Origin of the sequence: Methylobacterium sp. 17Sr1-1 (assembly GCF_003173775.1) — a bacterium.
GTDB lineage: Bacteria > Pseudomonadota > Alphaproteobacteria > Rhizobiales > Beijerinckiaceae > Methylobacterium.
This window is the reverse complement of record NZ_CP029552.1, coordinates 5,950,873-5,969,135: the sequence shown is the minus strand read 5'-3', so window position 1 is coordinate 5,969,135 and position 18,263 is coordinate 5,950,873. Positions and strand designations below refer to the sequence as shown.

Genomic DNA, 18,263 nt, shown 5'->3' with positions numbered 1-18,263 from the left:
GGGACGGCCCGTCAGCGCCTGGCCGGCCAGAATCCCGCGACCGCCACCAGCACCCAGCCGAGAATCAGGATCATGCCGCCGCTCGGCGCCGCCATCGGGAAGAGTGGCACCTGCAGGAGCGCGCGGACCGAGAGGTCGCCGGAGAACAGCGCGAGGCCGAGGGCGAGGGCGAACCCGGCGATCCGCGCCGGGACCGGATGCACGCGACCGCTGCCGGCCAGCAGCGCGAGGCCGAGCAGGGCAGGGGCGTGGAAGAGGAGGAACTGCGCGGCCGTGGCGAGGCTCGTGGCGCCTGCGATGTGGGCGGCCGCCGCCGACAGCCCGACGCCGAGCGCGCCGGCGAGCCCGGCGAGCGCGATCAGGGCTCGGTCGGCGGCAGAAATCCCGTTGGACGTCTGCATCACTCGCCGCGCTCGGAGAGCAGGCGGGCGATGCTGGCGCGCAGATCCGCGACGCCGTCGTCGGTGCGGCTCGAGGTCAGGATGATCTCGGGGTAGGCCGCCGGGCGCCGCGAGATCGCCGTCGCGGTGGAGCTGAGCCGCGCATCGATCTCGCCCTTCTTGAGCGCGTCGGCCTTGGTCAGCACGATCTGGTAGGAGACCGCCGCCTTGTCGAGGCCGTCCAGCACCTCGGCGTCGATCGGCTTGATGCCGTGGCGCGAGTCGATCAGCACGTAGACCCGGGCGAGGTTGGCCCGCCCGCGCAGGTAGTCGTGAATCAGCTCGGTCCAGGCCGCGACCTTCGCCTTCTCGACCGCGGCGTAGCCGTAGCCCGGCATGTCGACGAGGACGAGCTTGCCGCCGCCGATGTCGAAGAAGTTGAGCTGCTGGGTACGCCCGGGCGTGTGCGAGGTGCGCGCCAGCGCGTTGCGCCCGGTGAGCGCGTTGATCAGGCTCGACTTGCCGACGTTGGAGCGGCCCGCGAAGGCGATCTCGTGGCCCCGCATCGGCGGCAGGATCGCGAGCTTGTCGGCGGCGTAGAAGAAGTCGGCCGAGCCGGCGAAGAGCAGCCGCCCCGCTTCGCGCAGGGCGGCAACCTTCTCTTCCTCAGAACGAGGATCGTCCTGCATCAGCTCTTGGCCTTCGCGGCCTTCGGCGTGCGCGAGAACGTCGAGCGCAGGTTGTCCCACAGCTCCACCTTCACCCCGTTGCGCCGCATGATCACGTATTGCTGGATCACCGACAGGGTGTTGTTCCAGGCCCAGTAGATCACCAGGCCGGCCGGGAACGAGCCGAGCATGAAGGTGAAGATGATCGGCATGAAGGTGAAGACCTGGGCCTGGACCGGGTCCGGCGGCGCGGGGTTCATCTTCATCTGCACGAACATCGTCACGCCCATGATGAGCGGCCAGATGCCGAGGTGGAGGATGTCGGGCGGGGTGAAGGGCAGGAGGCCGAACAGGTTGAACAGCGAGGTCGGGTCCGGCGCCGCGAGGTCGCGGATCCAGCCGAAGAACGGCGCGTGCCGCATCTCGATGGTGACGAACAGCACCTTGTAGAGCGCGAAGAAGACCGGGATCTGCACCAGCACCGGCCAGCAGCCGGCAACCGGGTTGATCTTCTCCTTCTTGTACAGCTCCATCATCGCCTGCTGCTGCTTGACCTTGTCGTCACCGTAGCGCTCGCGGATGGCGGTCATCTCCGGCTGGACGGCCTTCATCTTGGCCATCGAGACGTAGGAGCGGTTGGCGATCGGCAGGAAGAACAGCTTCAGGATGAAGGTGACGACCAGGATCGAGACGCCGAAGTTGCCGAACAGCCGGTAGAAGAAGTCCAGCGCCTTGAACATCGGCTTGGTGATGAAGTAGAACCAGCCCCAGTCGATCAGCAGGTCGAAGCGCTTGATGCCGGCCGACTTCTCGTAGCCGTCGATGGTGCCGACCTCCTTGGCACCGGCGAACAGGCGCTGGCTGGCCTGGACGGTGGCGCCGGGCGCGAGCTGCTTGGCCTCGCCGAGGCTGCTGGCCTGGTAGACCTTGGTGGCGCCCTCGTCGCGCTCGGTGAACGAGCCGGTATAGGGCGCGGCCTGATCGGGGATCGCGGCCGCGGCCCAGTACTTGTCGGTGATGCCGAGGAAGCCGCCGGTCACGCCGGTCCAGGAATGGCCGCGGGTGCCGGGGGCGCCGAGCGGGTTCTCCTTGGCGAGCTTGTCGTAGGTGTATTCCTGCAGGCCCTGGTCGCCGAGCACGCCGATCAGGCCCTCGTGCAGGACGTAGTAGCCTTGGGTGTGCGGCTTGCCCCAGCGCGAGACGAGGCCGTACGGGTAGAGGGTGACGGCGTTGCCGCCCTTGTTCTCGACCGCGTCGGCGACCGTGAACATGAACTTGTCGTCGACCGAGATGGTGCGGCGGAAGGTGAGGCCGGCGCCGTTGTCCCAGGTCAGCACCAGGGGCTTCTGCGGCGTCAGCACGTCGCCCTCGGCCGTCCAGAGCGTGTCGCCGCCCGGCAGCGGGCCGGCATTCTGCCCGACCCAGCCGAACTCGGCGTAGTACGGGTTGGCCGAGCCGGTGGGCGAGAGCAGCTCGATGCGCGGCGAGCTGTTGTCGACGGTCTCGTGGTAGTTCTTCAGGAGGACGTCGTCGATGCGGCCGCCCTTGAGCGCCACCGAGCCGGCCAGCGCCGGGGTGTCGATCTTCACCCGCGGCGAGCGGGCGAGGGCCTCGGCGCGGCTCGCGGCGAGGACCGGGCTGCCGGCCGGGGCTCCCGGCAGGGTGCCGGGCAACGGCGCCGCGGGGCCACCCTCGCGGGGGCTCGCCGCCGGGCCGTCCTTCGCGGCTTGCGCCTGCTTGGCGGCCTGTTCCTGGCGCTGGCGCTCCACCTGCGGCGCGCTGACGAAGTAGTTCCAGCCGAGCAGCACTGCCAAGGACAGCACCACGGCGATGATCATGTTCGTCTTGTCGTTACCCATGGACCCGCGACGCCTGCCGCCTAAAGAGCGGGACCGAGGGCGGGCCTGGCGGCCCGCGTCCCGGCCCTCACGACCAACACGACGAGGCGATTCCGGCTGCCCGGGATCGCCTCACGAATTCCGTTCCGGGGGCCTCGGCTCCGGTCGCGGGGGCTTCCCCGCTCCGCCCGAGCCCCGCTTGCCGCGCCCCGCCTTGCGGGCGGGCTGCCCACCGTCGGGGGAGGGCGGTTTCGGCGCACGCGGCTTCGTGACCGCGCCGAGGGCCTGGCGGACGTCCTCGACCAGTTGCGCGAAGGGCGCCGCCAGGGCATCGCGCCGGCCGATCAGCACCACGTCGGCCGCCTTGTCCCGCTGCGCCGGACCGGCCTGCGCCGCCGCGATCTGCGCCGCGACCTTGAGGCGGCGGCGGATGCGGTTGCGCTCGGTGGCGTGGCCCTCGCGCTTCGTCACGGTGAAGCCCACGCGCAGGCCGCCCGGCGGTCCATCGTCCCGCAGGCGGCCCTGTGCCGTCAGGCGCTCGGTATGAAAACGGCGGCCCTTGGCCGCCGCCAGATAATCCGGGCGCCGGGTGATCCAGCCGATCGGCGGCGAACCACCGGTCATCGCGGCGCTTGTCGGCACCGCGAGGGACCTTACGCCGACAGGCGCTTGCGGCCGCGGGCGCGGCGGGCGGCGATGACCTTGCGGCCGCCGACGGTGGCCATGCGGGCACGGAAGCCGTGGCGGCGCTTGCGCACGAGCTTCGACGGTTGATAGGTTCTCTTCACGGCTCGTTCTCCGAAGGCCGGGGCCGGCTGACGCGCGACGCGCTGCCGAGGCCCTCGTGGTCCAGAATGTCTTGGCGAAAGCGAACCGCGCCCGAATGGGGCGCGGTCACGTCGCGCCGGTGTATGGCGGAATGGTCCGGGCGAGTCAATCGCGTTAAGGATCGCGCCGCGGGCGCCGTGAGGGCGCCCGCGCGCGAGGGAGACGCCGATGTTCGACGACGCCGAGACCCGCAAGCCGCCGCAGACCGCGCACCAGATCGGGCAGGACCTCGCCGCCCTGTCCGTCTCCGACCTCGACGAGCGGATCGAGGTCCTGCGCCGCGAGATCGCCCGGCTGGAGGAGGACAAGCGGCGCAAGCAGGCCTCGCAGGAGGCGGCCCGGGCAGCGTTCAAGTTCTGACGCCGGGCGAGTTCCGGAACGGGACGCGGGTGGGGGAGGGCGTCCCGATTCGGGGCGCTGGGGCAGGTCTGGCCGGGTACAGGCTGGGCTTGGTTCTGAAGCATACCGAGCGCCTCTCTCGCCCCATGGGTGAGCTATACCCGGTGAAGGGCCAGGCGCGGCTCCCCTCTCCCGAGTGGGAGAGGGGCCGTGGGGATCGAAGATCCCGCGTGAGGGTGGCTCGGGTTCAGGACATGACGCCGGGTGTTGAGCTGCGCAGCTCTACGGTCCGAGCTTTATTCTCAAACCGAACCACCCTCGCGCGATCTCCGATCGCCCCTACCCCTCTCCCACACCTTGCAGCGATACCGGGCAAGCCCGGTATCGCCTGGAGAGGGGATCCCGCGCCATTCTGAATGACCCGGGCGAGTTCACATCGAAAGGACGATGGGAGCCGCGCGGCTTCGCCCGCCGGTCCTCACACACCCGCACCCCCCTGCACCCCCACCGCTTTCACCACCCCCCTCCCTTCGCGTTAACCATTTTTTAAGCCTTCCGGGTGATAACCAACGCAGTCCAGCTTTCTGGATGTCGAGTGGTCTCTGTCCACTCTGTTTGATGCCTCCCTGTACGACTCTTTCAGCCGCCCCCTCGGGGCGGCTTTCTTTTTTGGCCCTTTCGGCCGCGGTTCCGCAGAAATTCCCGTTGTCCCCGGGATCGTCCGTCCCCTGCCGGCGTTGACGTTAAGGTTAACCAATCGTTGACGGCGCGCGGCCCGCCGAGTGGCGCTATCGTTGCGCCAGACAGCCCGAGCGCACCGTGAATGTCCCGTATCGAGGCGGGACCGGCGTCGCGGTGGCACAGGAGGGATCATGGGCGTGATGGACGTGATGTTTCGGGACGAGCAGCCCACCGTGCGGTTCGGCGAGACCTTCGTGGCTTCGGACAGCTTCAAGATGCTGTTTCGCGAGGGCATGACCCTCGTGGAGGAGACCGCGGCCTATCTCGACGGTCCCGGCCGCGACGAATCGCGCCTGCTCGCCCGCCACGCCGCCCTGACCTATGCCAGCGAGAGCATGCGGCTCACCACCCGGCTGATGCAGATCGCCTCCTGGCTCCTCGTGCAGCGCGCCGTGTCCGAGGGCGAGCTCAGCCTGAGCGAGGCCGCCGAGGAGAAGACCCGGGTGCGCCTCTCGACCGCCGAACCGAACGAGAGCGGGCCGGTCCTGATCGCCGAGCTACCGCTGTCGCTTCAGGCGCTGATCGCCCAGTCGAAGCGACTGCACGCCCGCATCATCCACCTCGACCGCCTGATCTCAGACGACCGTCCGACCCCCGAGCCGCGGGTGAGCCCGGTCTTCGCCCAGCACGACATGCTGCGCGTGGCCTTCGGCTGACGGACGGGGGAGGGCTTTTGCCCTCCCCACCTCGACGTTGCAGGCACGAAAAAAGCCCCGGCCGCGAGGCCGGGGCTTTTTTCGCGCGAAGCTTCGAGATCGGGAGGCTTACTTCTTGCCGCCGAACGAGATGCCGGCGAAGCGCGAGTTGAAGCGGGACAGGCGGCCGCCGCGGTCCATCAGCTTCTGCTCGCCGCCGGTCCAGGCCGGGTGCGTGCTCGGGTCGATGTCGAGGTTGAGGGTGTCGCCCTCCTTGCCGTAGGTCGACCGGGTCATGAACGAGCTGCCGTCGGTCAGCACCACCTTGATGAAGTGGTAGTCCGGGTGCTCGGTCGCGGTGCGGGCCACCTTCGGGGTCGCGACCGACTTGCCGGCGGGGACCGCCTGCTTGGCGGCGGGGGCTGCTTGCTTTGCCATGACGAATTCCTAAGAGTGCGACCCGCGCCGAACGCTCCGCCTCGGGCCGCGGCCATTGATCGCGCGTAATCGGATGAGCGGCGGCCTATACCTCACCTCCGTGCGCCAAACAAGCGCCGTACCCCGGACAGCACGACAGTTCAGATGGCACGTTCCGACACCGCCCGTCCCCGCGCGTCCCTGGGGGCGCTGAAGCCCCTCTTTCCCTTCGCGGCGCGCTACAAGGGCCGGATCGCCGCCGCGATCGTGGCGCTGATCGCGGCCTCGGGCGCGACCCTGACGGTGCCGGTGGCGGTGCGCCGGGTGGTCGATCTCGGCTTCTCGCACGGCGAGGTCGGGATGATCGACGCCTATTTCGGCGCGCTGATCGGGGTGGTGGCGGTGCTCGCGCTCGCCAGCGCCGCCCGCTACTACTGCGTCGTGACGCTCGGCGAGCGGGTGGTGGCGGACCTGCGCGCCGCGGTGTTCGCCCGCCTCACGACCCTCGATCCCGCCTTCTTCGACCGGGCGCGCAGCGGCGAGCTGGTCTCGCGCCTGACCGCCGACGCCGCGCAGGTGAAGTCGGTCTTCGGCGTCTCGCTCTCGATCCTCCTGCGCAACCTGTTCCTGTTCGCCGGCGCGGTCGGCATGATGGTCTGGACCAGCCCCCGGCTCTCGGTGCTGGTCCTCGCCGCGATCCCGCTCATCGTCTTCCCGCTGATTCTCTCCGGCCGCGGCGTGCGCCGCCGCTCGCGGGCGGCGCAGGACCGGCTCGCCGACGCCTCGGCCTTCGCGACCGAGGCCGTGGGGGCGGTGCGTACCATGCAGGCCTTCGGCATGGCCGCGGCCACCGCCGCCCGCTTCGCCGCCGCCTCCGAGGAGGCGTTCCTGGCCTCCCGCGGCTCGGCCCGGGCGCGGGCGCTGCTCACCGGCGTGGCGATCTTCCTGATCTCGGCCAGCGTCGTCGGCGTGCTGTGGTACGGCGCGCAAGGGGTCGCGGCCGGGACGATCTCGGCCGGGCAATTGTCGCAGTTCGTGCTCTACGCGGTGTTCGGCGCGAGCGCGCTCGGCCAGCTCTCCGAGGTCTACGGCGAGCTGACGCTGGCCGCCGGCGCCGCGGAGCGCCTGGGGGAAATCCTCGACACCGTGCCGGTCATCGCCGCGCCGGACCGGCCGCGTGCCCTGCCGGTGCCGCCGCGCGGCGAGATCACCTTCGAGCGGGTGCGCTTCCACTATCCCACCCGGCCCGAGCACGCGGCGCTCCACGACCTCAGCTTCACGGTGGCGCCGGGGGAGCGGGTCGCCCTCGTCGGGCCCTCGGGCGCCGGCAAGAGCACGGTGCTGCAACTGCTGCTGCGCTTCTACGATCCGGAATCCGGCGAGGTCCGGATCGACGGCGTGCCGGTCGACGCGGTCGAGCCCGAGTCCCTACGCGCCCGCATGGCCCTGGTGCCGCAGGATCCGACCGTGTTCAGCGGCAGCATCCTCGACAACATCCGCTACGGCCGGCCGGAGGCGACCCAGGCCGAGGTGGAGCGCGCCGCCGCCCAGGCCCATGCCGACGGCTTCATCCGCGCCCTGCCGCAGGGCTACGCGACCCTCGTCGGCGAGCGCGGCGTCACCCTGTCGGGCGGCCAGCGCCAGCGCATCGCCATCGCCCGCGCGATCCTCAAGGACGCGCCGATCCTGCTCCTCGATGAAGCCACCTCCGCCCTCGACGCCGAGAGCGAGCGGGCGGTGCAGGCGGCCCTCGACCTGCTGATGAAGGGCCGCACCACCCTGGTCATCGCCCACCGGCTCGCCACCATCCGGGCTGCCGACCGCATCCTGGTGCTGGAGGACGGCCGCATCGCCGAGCAGGGCAGCCACGACGCGCTGCTCGCCCGCGGCGGACTCTACGCCCAGCTGGCGGCGTTGCAGTTCGGCGCCGGCATGGAGGCGGCGGGCGAGCGGCAGGTGGCGGAGGCGTGACGCCCGCCGTCCATCGACGGTTTTGCCGAAAATTTGAGCAGAGTCACGCCGATCCCTGCCCGTCCTGCACCATCACACCTGACCTTGCGCAAGGAATATGGGTTTGACGCCCGCGCAGGACGCATTTCCTTTGCCTTGGCCCCCGTCTTGCGTCTAGCTTCGGGGCAAACAGAGGGACGCCCATGCCGCTCAGCGCGTTCGACGAGATGACGGGTACTCAGGAGAGCGGACTGAGCCCGGCCGCGGTGCGCGAGGCGTACGCGGCGCTCAAGACCTGGCTCGACAGTACCCCGCCCGAGCATTTCGACACGCGGCGCAGCCAGGCCGAATTGTTCTTCCGCCGGATCGGGATCACCTTCGCGGTCTACGGCGACAACGAATCGACCGAGCGGCTGATCCCGTTCGACATCATCCCCCGGGTGCTGACCAAGCCCGAATGGGGCTTCCTGGAGCGCGGCCTCAAGCAGCGCGTCACCGCCCTCAACATGTTCCTGGCCGACGTCTACGGCCCGCAGGAATGCATCAAGGCCGGGATCATCCCGGGCGACCTCGTCTACCGGAACCCGCATTACCGGCTCGAGATGCGCGACTTCAAGGTCCCGCACGGCAAGTACGTCCATATCGCCGGCATCGACATCGTGCGCACCGGCGAGGACCAGTTCTTCGTGCTGGAGGACAATGCCCGCACGCCGTCGGGGGTCTCCTACATGCTGGAGAACCGGGAGGTGATGCTGCGGCTCTTCCCCGAGCTGTTTTCCAAGCACCGGGTCTCCCCGGTCGAGGCCTATCCGGACGCCTTGCTCGCGACCCTGCGCAGCCTCGCGCCGATGAGCGCGGCGCGCGATCCCACGGTGGTGCTGCTGACGCCGGGCCGGTTCAACTCGGCCTTCTACGAGCACTCCTTCCTGGCCGACAAGCTCGGCGTCGACCTCGTCGAGGCCTCCGACCTCTTCACCAAGGACGACGTGGTCTACATGCGGACCACCGAGGGGCCGCGGCGCGTCGACGTGATCTACCGGCGCATCGACGACGACTTCCTCGATCCGCTGGTGTTCCGGCCCGATTCGGTCCTCGGCGTCCCGGGGCTGATGAGCGCCTACCAGAGCGGCAGCGTCACGCTGGCCAACGCCGTCGGCACCGGCATCGCCGACGACAAGGCGGTCTACAGCTACATGCCGGAGATCGTGCGCTTCTTCACCGGCGAGGAGCCGATCCTGCACAACGTGCCGACCTGGCGCTGCCGCGAGAAGGACGCGCTGAACCACGTGCTCGCGAATCTCGGCGACCTCGTGGTCAAGGAGGTCAACGGCTCGGGCGGCTACGGCATGCTGGTCGGCCCCCACGCCACCAAGCGCGAGATCGAGGAGTTCGGGCGCAAGCTGCGCCACGCGCCGGACGGCTTCATCGCCCAGCCGACGCTCGCCCTCTCGACCTGCCCGACCTTCGTCGCCTCCGGCGTCGCGCCGCGCCACGTCGACCTCAGGCCCTTCGTGCTCGCGGGCGCCGACGAGATCCGGATCGTGCCGGGCGGGCTGACCCGCGTGGCGCTGAAGGAGGGGTCGCTCGTGGTCAATTCGAGCCAGGGCGGCGGCACCAAGGACACCTGGGTGCTCGACGGCTGAGACCCGTCGCGGCCCCTGCGCCCCCGAGAGAGTCAGCCGGGCCGTCCGGCCCGGTTTTCGCCCGCACTGCCCCACAGCGTGAGCCTCCTGCCCGCCATGCTCTCCCGCACCGCCGACAACCTGTACTGGCTCTCGCGCTACGCCGAGCGCGCCGACTTCGTCGCCCGCATCCTCGACGCGGCCCTGCGCCTCTCCGCCCTGCCGGCCAATTACGGCGGCAGCGACACCAACGAGTGGGAATCGGCGCTGGCCTCGGCCGGCAACATCGAGCTCTTTCGCCCGCTCTACGACAGCGTCAACGAGCACACCGTCCGGGACTTCCTGGCCTTCAGCCCCAACAACCCGTCCTCGATCCGCTCCTGCCTGCAGACCGCCCGGGAGAACGCCCGGTCCGTGCGCACGGCGCTGACGAGCGAGATGTGGGAGGCGATCAACGAGGCCTTCCTGCACCTGCGCAGCTTCGAGGGCCGGGACATGACCCGGGAGGAATTCGCCCGCTTCCTCGACTGGGTGAAGGGCGTGTCGCTGGCCTTCGACGGCTCGGCCTACCGCACGATGCTGCGCAACGACGCCTACTGGTTCACCCGGCTCGGCGTCGCCCTCGAACGCGCCGACAACACCGCCCGCATCCTCGACGTGAAGTACCACGTGCTCCTGCCCGAGACCGAACGGGTCGGCGGCAGCCTCGACTACTTCCAATGGACCACGATCCTGCGCGAGGTCTCGGCGCTCACCGCCTATCACTGGGTCTACCGCGAGAGCATCAAGCCCTGGCTGGTCGCCGACCTCTTGATCCTCAACCGCGAGATGCCACGCTCGCTGGCCAATTGCTACGAGATGCTGGTCAACAACCTCGACCGCATCGCCGATTCCTATGGCCGCCGGGGTCCGAGCCAGCGCCTCGCCCGCGGCATGCTGGCCAAGCTCGACGACGTCACGGTGGAGGAGATCTTCGCCTCCGGCCTGCACGAGTTCATCCAGGCCTTCATCGCCGAGAACAACCGCCTCGGAGCGGCGGTGGTCGAGCAGTATCTCGGCTGAGGGCAGGCTCCGCATTCCGGCCAAGGTTTCGCCCATCCGCGGGACGGTGTACGACCGCCCCGCTTTCAGCATGACAGCGAGCATCGCGACACCATGCGCATCCGCGTCGTCCACGAGACGGTTTACCAGTACGACAGCCCGGCCCGGGGCCTGATCCAGATGCTGCGGCTGACGCCGCGGGACCATGACGGCCAGCACGTGCGCGCCTGGCGCATCGAGCCGACCGTGGACGGGCGGCTCAGCCGGCGCGAGGACGGTTTCGGCAACGTCGTCCACGTCTTCAGCGCCGACTGCCCGGAGGAGACCCTGACCATCCGGGCCACCGGCGAGATCGAGACCAGCGAGACCCACGGGGTGATGCGCGGCATCTCCGAGTGGCTGCCGGACCCGTTCTACCTGCGCGAATCGCGCTTCGCCGTCGCCGACGAGGCGATCCGGACCTTCGCCGACGAGGCGGTGGGTTCTGCGACCAACCGGCTCGACCAGCTGCACCGCCTGCTCGCCGCCGTCCATCAGGCGGTCGATTACGCCCCCGGCCCGACCGGCGCCGCGACCACCGCGGCGGAGGCCTTCGCGCTACGCAAGGGGGTGGGGCAGGACCTCGCCCACGTCTTCATCGCGGCGGCGCGCCACCTCGAGATCCCGGTGCGCTACGTCTCGGGCTATTGCTGGCAACCCGACATGGCGGACCGAGAAGCCGGCCACGCCTGGGTCGAGGCGCGGGTGCCGGATCTCGGCTGGGTCGGGTTCGATCCCGCCCACGGCATCGCCGTCACCGAGGCGCATCTGCGGGTGGCGATCGGCCTCGACTACCTCGACGCCGCCCCGGTCCGCGGCAGCCGCACCGGCGGCGGCACCGAGACCATGACGGTGCGGGTCAGGGTCGACGATGCCCGGGCGCAGGCGCAGGCCCAGCAGGCGCAGGCACCGCAGAAGGCCAAGGATCAGGCCCAAGACCAGGTGCAGGCGCAAGGATAGCGACGCCCCCTGTGGCCCCGCCGCGCCAGGCGAGGGCCACCTCACCTCGGGGCAGCGGAATAGGCTGGATTAAGGCCACGGGCTGCGCCAGGGTGGCGCCGCGCGCGGTGCCGGACCGCTCGCCTGAGATCGCCGGGGGGCGAGCGATGACCTATTGCGTCGGGATCCTGGTGGAAGAGGGTCTCGTCATGATCGCCGACACCCGCACGAATGCGGGGCTCGACGACATCTCGACCTACCGCAAGCTCCACATGTTCACGAAGCCCGGCGAGCGGGTGCTGTCGCTCGCCTCGGCCGGCAACCTCTCGGTGACCCAGTCGGTGCTCTCGCTCTTGACCGAGGGCGTCGAGGATCCCGATACCGGCAAGCTGGAGACGATCTACGACGCGCCGACGATGTTCCGCGCCGCCCAGCTCATCGGCCGGGCGATCCGCAAGGTGCGGACGATCGAGCGCGCCGGCTTCGAGGCGGCGCAGCTGCGCTTCGAGGTATCGTTCCTGTTCGGCGGCCAGATCGGCGACGGGCCGATGCGGCTCTACATGATCTACTCCGCCGGCAACTTCATCGCCTGCAGCCAGGACGCGCCGTTCCTGCAGATCGGCGAGCACAAATACGGCAAGCCGATCCTCGACCGCGCGGTGACCTTCCGCACCGACATCTACGACGCCCTGAAGGTCGGCCTGGTCTCGATGGATTCGACGATGCGGTCGAATCTCGGCGTCGGCCTGCCGATCGACCTCACGGTGATCCGCCGCAACACCTGCGACACCGAGGTGCTGCACCGGATCGAGGCCGGCGAGCCCTATTTCCACGACCTGCGCGAGCGCTGGTCGGCGGCCCTGCGGGCGGCCCACCGGGCGATCCCGCGGCCGCCCTACGGGCCCGGGACGAAGTAGGGCGGATTAGAAACACTTACCCGCGAGCCCGTCCCGACCTCGTGGACGGGACGGGCCCCGGTGCTGGTTCCGGTGAGTCCGAGCGGCGCAGCCTCCACTTGATCTGTACAAATAAAGACAAGGCGTGCCTCCCCTCTCCCGTTTGGGAGAGGGGATCCCGCGCTTCATTTTTATTGATTCAGATTGTTACTTGGACGGAACGCCGCGCGGCATCCCGTCAGGCCGCCGGCTCGCGCCGCACCCGCACGGCGAGGCACAGGAAGGCGGCGATCACCGGCCCGGCCGCCAGGGCGAGGAGGGCGGGGGTGAAGCTCTGCGTCGCGTCGCGGATCCACCCGACCAGGTAGGGCCCGCCGAAGCCGGCGATCTGGGCGAGCCCGTTGATCATCGCCAGGCCGCCGGCCGCCGCCGCGCCGGTGAGGAACTGGGTCGGCAGGGCCCAGAACACGCCGAGCAGGGCCCAGACCCCGAAGGCGGCGGCGCAGAGCAGGAGCAGGCTGAGGAGCGGCGTCGGCGCCACGGCGCTGGCGGCCAGGAACAGGCCGCCGATCAGCGCCGAGAGGGCGGTGTGGAACTTGCGCTCGCCGGTGCGGTCGGAGGAGCGCGCCACCACGACGAGGCCGATCGCCGCGAAGACGAACGGGATCGCGGTGACGAAGCCGGTCTGCAGATCGGAGAGGCCCCCGATGCTGCGCACGATCTGCGGCAGCCACAGCACCACGCCGTACACCGCCACGGCGTTGAACATGTAGACGAGGGTGAGCAGCCAGACGCGGTAATCGCGGAAGATGGTGCGGAACTCGTGCGAGCCGACGCTCTCGACCTGGCGGTTCTCCTCGGCGAGCGTGCGGACCAGCCAGGCGCGCTCCTCGGCATCGAGCCAGCGCCCGTCCTCGGGCCGATCGACGAGGTAGAAGAACGTCACGACGCCGAGGATCACCGCGGGGGCGGCCTCGAGGATGAACAGCCACTGCCAGGCCGCCAGCCCGAACCAGGTCGGGTTGCTGGCGAGGATCCAGCCGGAGAGCGGCGCGCCGATCACGCTCGAGAGCACCGTCGCGGTCATGAAGCCGGCCGTCGCCTTGGCGCGGTCACGGGCCGGGTACCAGTAGGTGAGGTAGAGCAGGATCCCGGGCACGAAGCCGGCCTCGGCCAGCCCGAGCAGGAAGCGCATTGCGTAGAAGCTCCACTCGCCCTGCACGAAGGCCATGCCGCCGGAGACGAGGCCCCAGCTCACCATGATCCGGGCGATCCAGCGCCGGGGGCCGACCCGGTGCATGATCATGTTGCTCGGCACCTCGAACAGGATGTAGCCGAGGAAGAAGATGCCGGCGCCGAACCCGTAGGCGGTGGCCGACAGCCCGAGATCCTTGTTCATGTGAAGCGCCGCGAAGCCGACGTTCACCCGGTCGAGGTAGTTGATGATGAACAGGACGAAGCAATAGAGCACGATGCGCGGCCGGAGCTTGGCGAGCACGCGGCGGCGCAGGTCGGGATCACGGCTCGCGGCTGCGGAGACATCCGCGACGGCGGCCATGGAGGCGGTGTTCATGGTGTCCTCTCGGTGAAAAGCCGGACGGCGCGCGAGGGGCGGGCCGGCGGGCGACAGGGAAAGCTGGGTTCGCCGAAGTCTGGTCCGGGGCGGGGCACCTCGCGCCTCGATCGGGTACGATCGCGGCATGGAACGGTGCACCGGATCGACAAATCTGCCGCAGCCGCGGAACCTGATCGGGACTTGGCGGCGCTTCGGCGTTACAGGCCCGGTCTACGAGAATGTCGGCGTCGGGCAGACCTTGGGCGACGATGACTGCCTGATGCGCGTGCGGCTCGTCGAGACCGGCGAGGAAGTGGCTTACCGTTTCACGGACATCCTCGACGATCCTCCGGAGCAGTGATGTTCGCCATCGCGTTCGATCCCGTGGTGGCCGAGACCCAGAAGCATCACCCGCGAGGCGTTGCCAGGCCTATGCGGATAGTCGATCCAGTCTCGGCGAACATGGCTTCGACTGGATCCAGGGAAGCCTCCATGCCAGAGCTTGCCCGATTGAAAACACACAGAGTTGGCACCCTGCATGTCATTCCGGGGCCGCGCAGCGGAGCCCGGAATCCAGAACCGCTGATGATTCAGGATTGAGCGGACGTCATTCCGCCTTATTCTGAAAAACCTGTGGTTCTGGATCCCGGCCTCCGCTGCGCGGCCCCGGGATGACCCTGAGTGGTGGAAGCGTCATTGCCGAAGATTTCGGCCGAAGACCTCGGCCGACAACCGCCGCGACGAATGCTCAGTACGTCGCCCGGCCCCCCGACACGTCGAACACCGCGCCGGTCGAGAACGACGCCTCCTCGCTCGCCAGGAAGCAGATCAGCGAGGTCACCTCGTCGATCGCCCCGAAGCGGCCGATCGGGATCTTCGACAGCATGAAGTCGATGTGCTGTTGCGTCATCTGGTCGAAGATCGCGGTGCGCACCGCCGCAGGCGTGATGCAGTTCACCCGGATCTCCGACTTCGCCAGTTCCTTGCCGAGCGACTTCGTCAGCCCGATCACCCCGGCCTTGGAAGCCGAGTAGGCCGAGGCGTTGGGGTTGCCCTCCTTGCCAGCGATCGACGCGACGTTGACGATGCGGCCGTAGCCGCCCGCCTCCATCGCCGGCACCGCGGCACGGTTGCAGTAGAACAGCCCGTTGAGGTTGACGTCGATCACCCGCTGCCAGGCGTCGACGGGGTAGTCGCGGAGCGTGGTGTTCGGCCCGGTGATGCCGGCGCTGCAGACCAGCACGTCGAGGCGGCCACCCAGAGTAGCCAGGGTCTCGCGCATCGCGGCCTCGACCGCGGCGGCGTCCGCGATGTCGAGGGCCTGCGTGTCGGCGGCGCCGCTCTCGGCCTTGGCTTTCGCCAGCGCCTCCTCGTTCAGGTCCCAGATGGCGACCGTGGCGCCCTCGGCCCTCAGCCGCGCGGCGACCGAGAGGCCGATGCCGGAAGCGCCGCCGGTGACGAGGGCCGTGCGGCCCTCGAAGCGGTTCGGGAAGGTCATGCTCTCACGCCTCCCGGCGCTGCCAGGCGGTGACGTCCTGGCGCTGTTGCCCAAGCTTCTCGATGCCGAGCGTCATCACGTCGCCGGCCTTGAGGAAGACCGGCTCGGGCTTCATGCCCATGCCGACGCCGGGGGGCGTGCCGGTGGTGATGATGTCGCCGGGCATCAGGGTCATGAAGCGGCTGACGTAGGAGACGATCTGCGCGCAGGTGAAGATCATCGTCCGGGTGTTGCCGGTCTGCATGCGCTTGCCGTTGAGGTCGAGCCACATGTCGAGGCTCTGCGGATCGCCGACCTCGTCGGAGGTGACGAGCCAGGGGCCGACCGGCCCGAAGGTGTCGCAGCCCTTGCCCTTGTCCCAGGTGCCGCCGCGCTCGATCTGGTACTCGCGCTCCGAGACGTCGTTGACGAGGCAGTAGCCCGCCACGTAGTCGAGCGCCTGCGCCTCCTCGACGTAAGCCGCGCGGCGGCCGATCACGATGCCGAGCTCGACCTCCCAATCGCTCTTCACCGAGTCCTTCGGCAGCATCACCGGGTCGTTGGGGCCCGAGAGCGAGCTGATCGCCTTGGTGAAGACAATCGGCTCCTTCGGCACCGGAAGGTTCGACTCGGCGGCGTGGTCGGCGAAGTTGAGCCCGATGGCGATGAACTTGCCCACATTGGCCACCGGCGTGCCGAGGCGCGGCGTGCCCTCGACCACAGGCAGACTGCCGGCATCGATCGCCGCGAAGCGGGCCAGCACCTCGGGGGCCAGGGCCTCGGGGCCGAGATCGGGCAGGTGGGCGGAGAGGTCGCGGATGCGGCCCTCCGCGTCGAGCAGGCCGGGCTTCTCCTGGCCCGCGGGGCCGTAGCGCAACAGCTTCATCGGGTCGAACCTCCTTGGAATCCGGGCGCACCCCTCACGGCGCGCGGGTCTGCGGGCGCGGGGCAGGGCGGGACGGAGGTGTTCACTGCGGTTTCCTCCGGCACGGCCCTGGCGCCGCGCCACTCGATCCTATATGTTGGGATCTTGTTCTTGTATGTGGGACGATACGCCGATGCGATCGAAGCCGTCAACCGCGGAGGCGGGCGGGGCGCCGGGGAGCCAGACGCTCCTGCGCGGTCTCGCCATCCTGGAGGCGGTGGCGGGGGGCGCGCGGGACCTCGCCGCCCTGTCGGCGTCGCTCGGCACCACCCGCAGCACCACCCACCGCCTCGCCGCGGCCCTCGTCGAGCAGCGCTACCTCACCTTCGCGCCGCGGGAGGGCTATGCGCTCGGCCCCAAGCTCGTCGAACTGGGATTTCGCGCCCAGCAGGCGGCGCCGGTGACCCGGGTGGCCCGGCCCCACCTCGAGCGCCTCTCGGCGGAATGCGGCGACACCATCCATCTCGGCGTGCTGGAGGGCGACTGGGCGCTCTATCTCGACAAGCTGCCGGGGCGTCGGCGCATCGAGATCAGCTCGCGGGTCGGCGAGCGCCAGCCGGTCTGGTCGACCGGCCTCGGCAAGGCGCTGATCCTCGATCTCGACGAGGCGCGCTGGCGGAGCTTCCACCGCCTCGGCGCGGCGCGGGGCGGCCACAGCCCGGACCTGGAGACCCTGAGCCTAGAGACCTGGCTCGCGCGGATGCGGACCTACGCGGCGCGGGGCATCGCCTACGACCGCGAGGAGAACGAGCCCGAGGTGCGCTGCGTCGCCGGCCCGATCCGCGACGCCAGCGGGGCGATCGTCGCGGCGTTCAGCGTGACGAGCACGGTGCAGTACATGGACGAGGCCCGGATGGAGGCGCTGGCCGGGACGGTCCGGGCGGTCGCCGGCGCGATCAGCCGGGACCTCGGCTGGTCGGATTAGCGCATTCTCCGGGAACGCGCCGCGCCGCTCAACCGGCCCCCTCCCGCAAGGAAGACGAACAAGGGGATGGGATGACCGTCAGGTCAGGCGGATGAACCCGACGTCGCACCGATCCACTGTCCACCTTCGGCCGAGCGCTTTACTGGCTCGCGGCAGACGCTAACTTCCCGTCGGGACAAGACGGGAAACTCGCGCTGCCGAGCCGCGGGCCGGAGGGGTGCACGATGAATCCGCTGATCCGGAAGCTCGAACGATTCACGCGCCTGAGCGACGCGGACAAGCGCCTGCTGCAGCAGGCCGCGAGCGCCCGGATCGTCAACTACGACTCGCATCAGGACATCATCGCCGAGGGCGAGGAGCCGAACGACGTCAACCTCATCCTCGGCGGCTGGGTCTGCCGCTACAAGCAGCTCGCCGATGGCGGCCGCCAGATCATGTCGTTCCTGCTCCCGGGCGACCTGTGCGACCTCAACATCTTCCTCCTGCGCCGCATGGACCACGCTCTCGGCACCCTCACCCCCGTGGCGGTGGCCAAGATCTCGCGCGACCTGCTCGACGAGATGCTGAACGCCGATCCGCGGCTGACCCAGGCCCTGTGGTGGGAGGTGCTGGTGACGGCCGCGATCCACCGCGAATGGCTGGTCAATATCGGCCGGCGCACGGCGCTGGAGCGCGTCGCCCACCTGCTCTGCGAGGTCTACGTGCGCCAGCAGGCGGTCGGGCGGGTGCGGGACGGCCGGTGCGAGCTGCCCATCACCCAGGTCGAGCTCGCCGACGCGCTCGGCCTCTCGGCCGTGCACGTCAACCGCACCTTGCGCGAATTGCGCCTGTCCGGCCTGATCGACTGGCGCGACAAGCAGCTCGGCATCCCGGACCTCGACGCCCTGACGGCGGTCGCCCGGTTCGATCCGGATTACCTGCATCTCGACTACGAGGGCGAGCGGTTCGAGACGGGGTGCTAAGCAGACCTGCGTTGGCTGGCCGACGCTTCGTCCGCTCAGGCTTTTGGTCTTCGCAAATTTTTGTCGCTGACCCGGCGACCACTTTT

At 69.7% G+C, this 18,263-nt stretch carries 19 protein-coding genes; 10 read left to right on the top strand and 9 right to left on the bottom strand.

Going from position 1 to position 18,263, the window contains the following annotated elements; genetic code table 11:
• Positions 1–11 precede the first annotated feature (11 nt).
• The 5 genes from DK412_RS27235 to rpmH form a co-directional block, all read right to left on the bottom strand.
• On the bottom strand, positions 12–383 hold the full coding sequence (locus tag DK412_RS27235) for a DUF423 domain-containing protein (protein WP_109975526.1): 372 nt from the start codon (positions 381–383) through the stop codon (positions 12–14).
• A 17-nt stretch (positions 384–400) separates the two neighbouring features.
• Complete coding sequence (gene yihA / locus DK412_RS27230) at positions 401–1,069, bottom strand: ribosome biogenesis GTP-binding protein YihA/YsxC (protein ID WP_109974528.1); 669 nt, start codon at positions 1,067–1,069, stop codon at positions 401–403.
• A complete protein-coding gene (gene yidC, locus DK412_RS27225) occupies positions 1,069–2,907 on the bottom strand; it encodes a membrane protein insertase YidC (protein WP_109974527.1) in 1,839 nt (612 codons plus the stop codon). Before yidC ends, yihA begins: the two co-directional genes overlap by 1 nt.
• 111 nt (positions 2,908–3,018) lie before the next feature.
• On the bottom strand, positions 3,019–3,510 hold the full coding sequence (locus DK412_RS27220; protein ID WP_109974526.1) for a ribonuclease P protein component: 492 nt from the start codon (positions 3,508–3,510) through the stop codon (positions 3,019–3,021).
• 29 nt (positions 3,511–3,539) lie between these two features.
• On the bottom strand, positions 3,540–3,674 hold the full coding sequence (gene rpmH / locus DK412_RS27215) for a 50S ribosomal protein L34 (RefSeq protein ID WP_010300405.1): 135 nt from the start codon (positions 3,672–3,674) through the stop codon (positions 3,540–3,542).
• Positions 3,675–3,882: 208 nt separating this feature from the next.
• Between rpmH and DK412_RS27210 the strand changes: the two genes are divergently transcribed.
• Positions 3,883–4,074, top strand: a complete 192-nt coding sequence (locus DK412_RS27210; RefSeq protein WP_109974525.1) for a DUF1192 domain-containing protein — start codon at positions 3,883–3,885, stop codon at positions 4,072–4,074.
• Positions 4,075–4,925: 851 nt separating this feature from the next.
• Positions 4,926–5,450, top strand: coding sequence for a DUF1465 family protein (locus tag DK412_RS27205; RefSeq protein WP_109974524.1), 525 nt, complete (start codon positions 4,926–4,928; stop codon positions 5,448–5,450).
• A gap of 108 nt (positions 5,451–5,558) precedes the next feature.
• Here the strand turns inward: DK412_RS27205 and rpmE are convergent, their stop codons facing one another.
• On the bottom strand, positions 5,559–5,798 hold the full coding sequence (gene rpmE / locus DK412_RS27200; RefSeq protein ID WP_245571988.1) for a 50S ribosomal protein L31: 240 nt from the start codon (positions 5,796–5,798) through the stop codon (positions 5,559–5,561).
• A 213-nt stretch (positions 5,799–6,011) separates the two neighbouring features.
• On the opposite strand from rpmE, the gene DK412_RS27195 reads away from it, so the two are divergent.
• From DK412_RS27195 to DK412_RS27175, 5 genes are all read left to right on the top strand, one after another.
• Complete coding sequence (locus DK412_RS27195; protein ID WP_109974522.1) at positions 6,012–7,817, top strand: ABC transporter transmembrane domain-containing protein; 1,806 nt, start codon at positions 6,012–6,014, stop codon at positions 7,815–7,817.
• 182 nt (positions 7,818–7,999) lie between these two features.
• A complete protein-coding gene (locus DK412_RS27190; protein WP_093567909.1) occupies positions 8,000–9,439 on the top strand; it encodes a circularly permuted type 2 ATP-grasp protein in 1,440 nt (479 codons plus the stop codon).
• Positions 9,440–9,535: 96 nt separating this feature from the next.
• Positions 9,536–10,480, top strand: coding sequence for an alpha-E domain-containing protein (locus tag DK412_RS27185; RefSeq protein WP_109974521.1), 945 nt, complete (start codon positions 9,536–9,538; stop codon positions 10,478–10,480).
• 93 nt (positions 10,481–10,573) lie between these two features.
• Positions 10,574–11,458 carry a transglutaminase family protein gene (locus DK412_RS27180; protein ID WP_109974520.1) on the top strand — a complete coding sequence of 295 codons (885 nt, stop codon included), beginning with the start codon at positions 10,574–10,576 and terminating at the stop codon, positions 11,456–11,458.
• Positions 11,459–11,604: 146 nt separating this feature from the next.
• Positions 11,605–12,354, top strand: coding sequence for a peptidase (locus DK412_RS27175; protein ID WP_109974519.1), 750 nt, complete (start codon positions 11,605–11,607; stop codon positions 12,352–12,354).
• 217 nt (positions 12,355–12,571) lie between these two features.
• On the opposite strand, the gene DK412_RS27170 is transcribed toward DK412_RS27175, so the two are convergent.
• Entirely contained in the window at positions 12,572–13,906 is a 1,335-nt protein-coding gene (locus DK412_RS27170; protein WP_245447319.1) for an MFS transporter, read from the bottom strand.
• Positions 13,907–14,033: 127 nt separating this feature from the next.
• On the opposite strand from DK412_RS27170, the gene DK412_RS27165 reads away from it, so the two are divergent.
• The gene (locus DK412_RS27165; RefSeq protein ID WP_109974518.1) at positions 14,034–14,249 is read left to right on the top strand and encodes a DUF5397 family protein; all 216 of its coding nucleotides are present in this window, start codon (positions 14,034–14,036) and stop codon (positions 14,247–14,249) included.
• A gap of 387 nt (positions 14,250–14,636) precedes the next feature.
• On the opposite strand, the gene DK412_RS27160 is transcribed toward DK412_RS27165, so the two are convergent.
• Together DK412_RS27160 and DK412_RS27155 are read right to left on the bottom strand one after the other, a co-directional pair.
• A complete protein-coding gene (locus DK412_RS27160) occupies positions 14,637–15,386 on the bottom strand; it encodes an SDR family NAD(P)-dependent oxidoreductase (RefSeq protein WP_109974517.1) in 750 nt (249 codons plus the stop codon).
• A gap of 4 nt (positions 15,387–15,390) precedes the next feature.
• Complete coding sequence (locus DK412_RS27155) at positions 15,391–16,251, bottom strand: fumarylacetoacetate hydrolase family protein (protein WP_109974516.1); 861 nt, start codon at positions 16,249–16,251, stop codon at positions 15,391–15,393.
• 172 nt (positions 16,252–16,423) lie between these two features.
• Here DK412_RS27155 and DK412_RS27150 point away from each other — a divergent pair, with 172 nt between their 5' ends.
• Together DK412_RS27150 and DK412_RS27145 are read left to right on the top strand one after the other, a co-directional pair.
• Positions 16,424–17,215, top strand: a complete 792-nt coding sequence (locus tag DK412_RS27150) for an IclR family transcriptional regulator (RefSeq protein WP_109974515.1) — start codon at positions 16,424–16,426, stop codon at positions 17,213–17,215.
• A 224-nt stretch (positions 17,216–17,439) separates the two neighbouring features.
• The gene (locus DK412_RS27145; RefSeq protein ID WP_109974514.1) at positions 17,440–18,177 is read left to right on the top strand and encodes a Crp/Fnr family transcriptional regulator; all 738 of its coding nucleotides are present in this window, start codon (positions 17,440–17,442) and stop codon (positions 18,175–18,177) included.
• Positions 18,178–18,263: the final 86 nt, after the last annotated feature.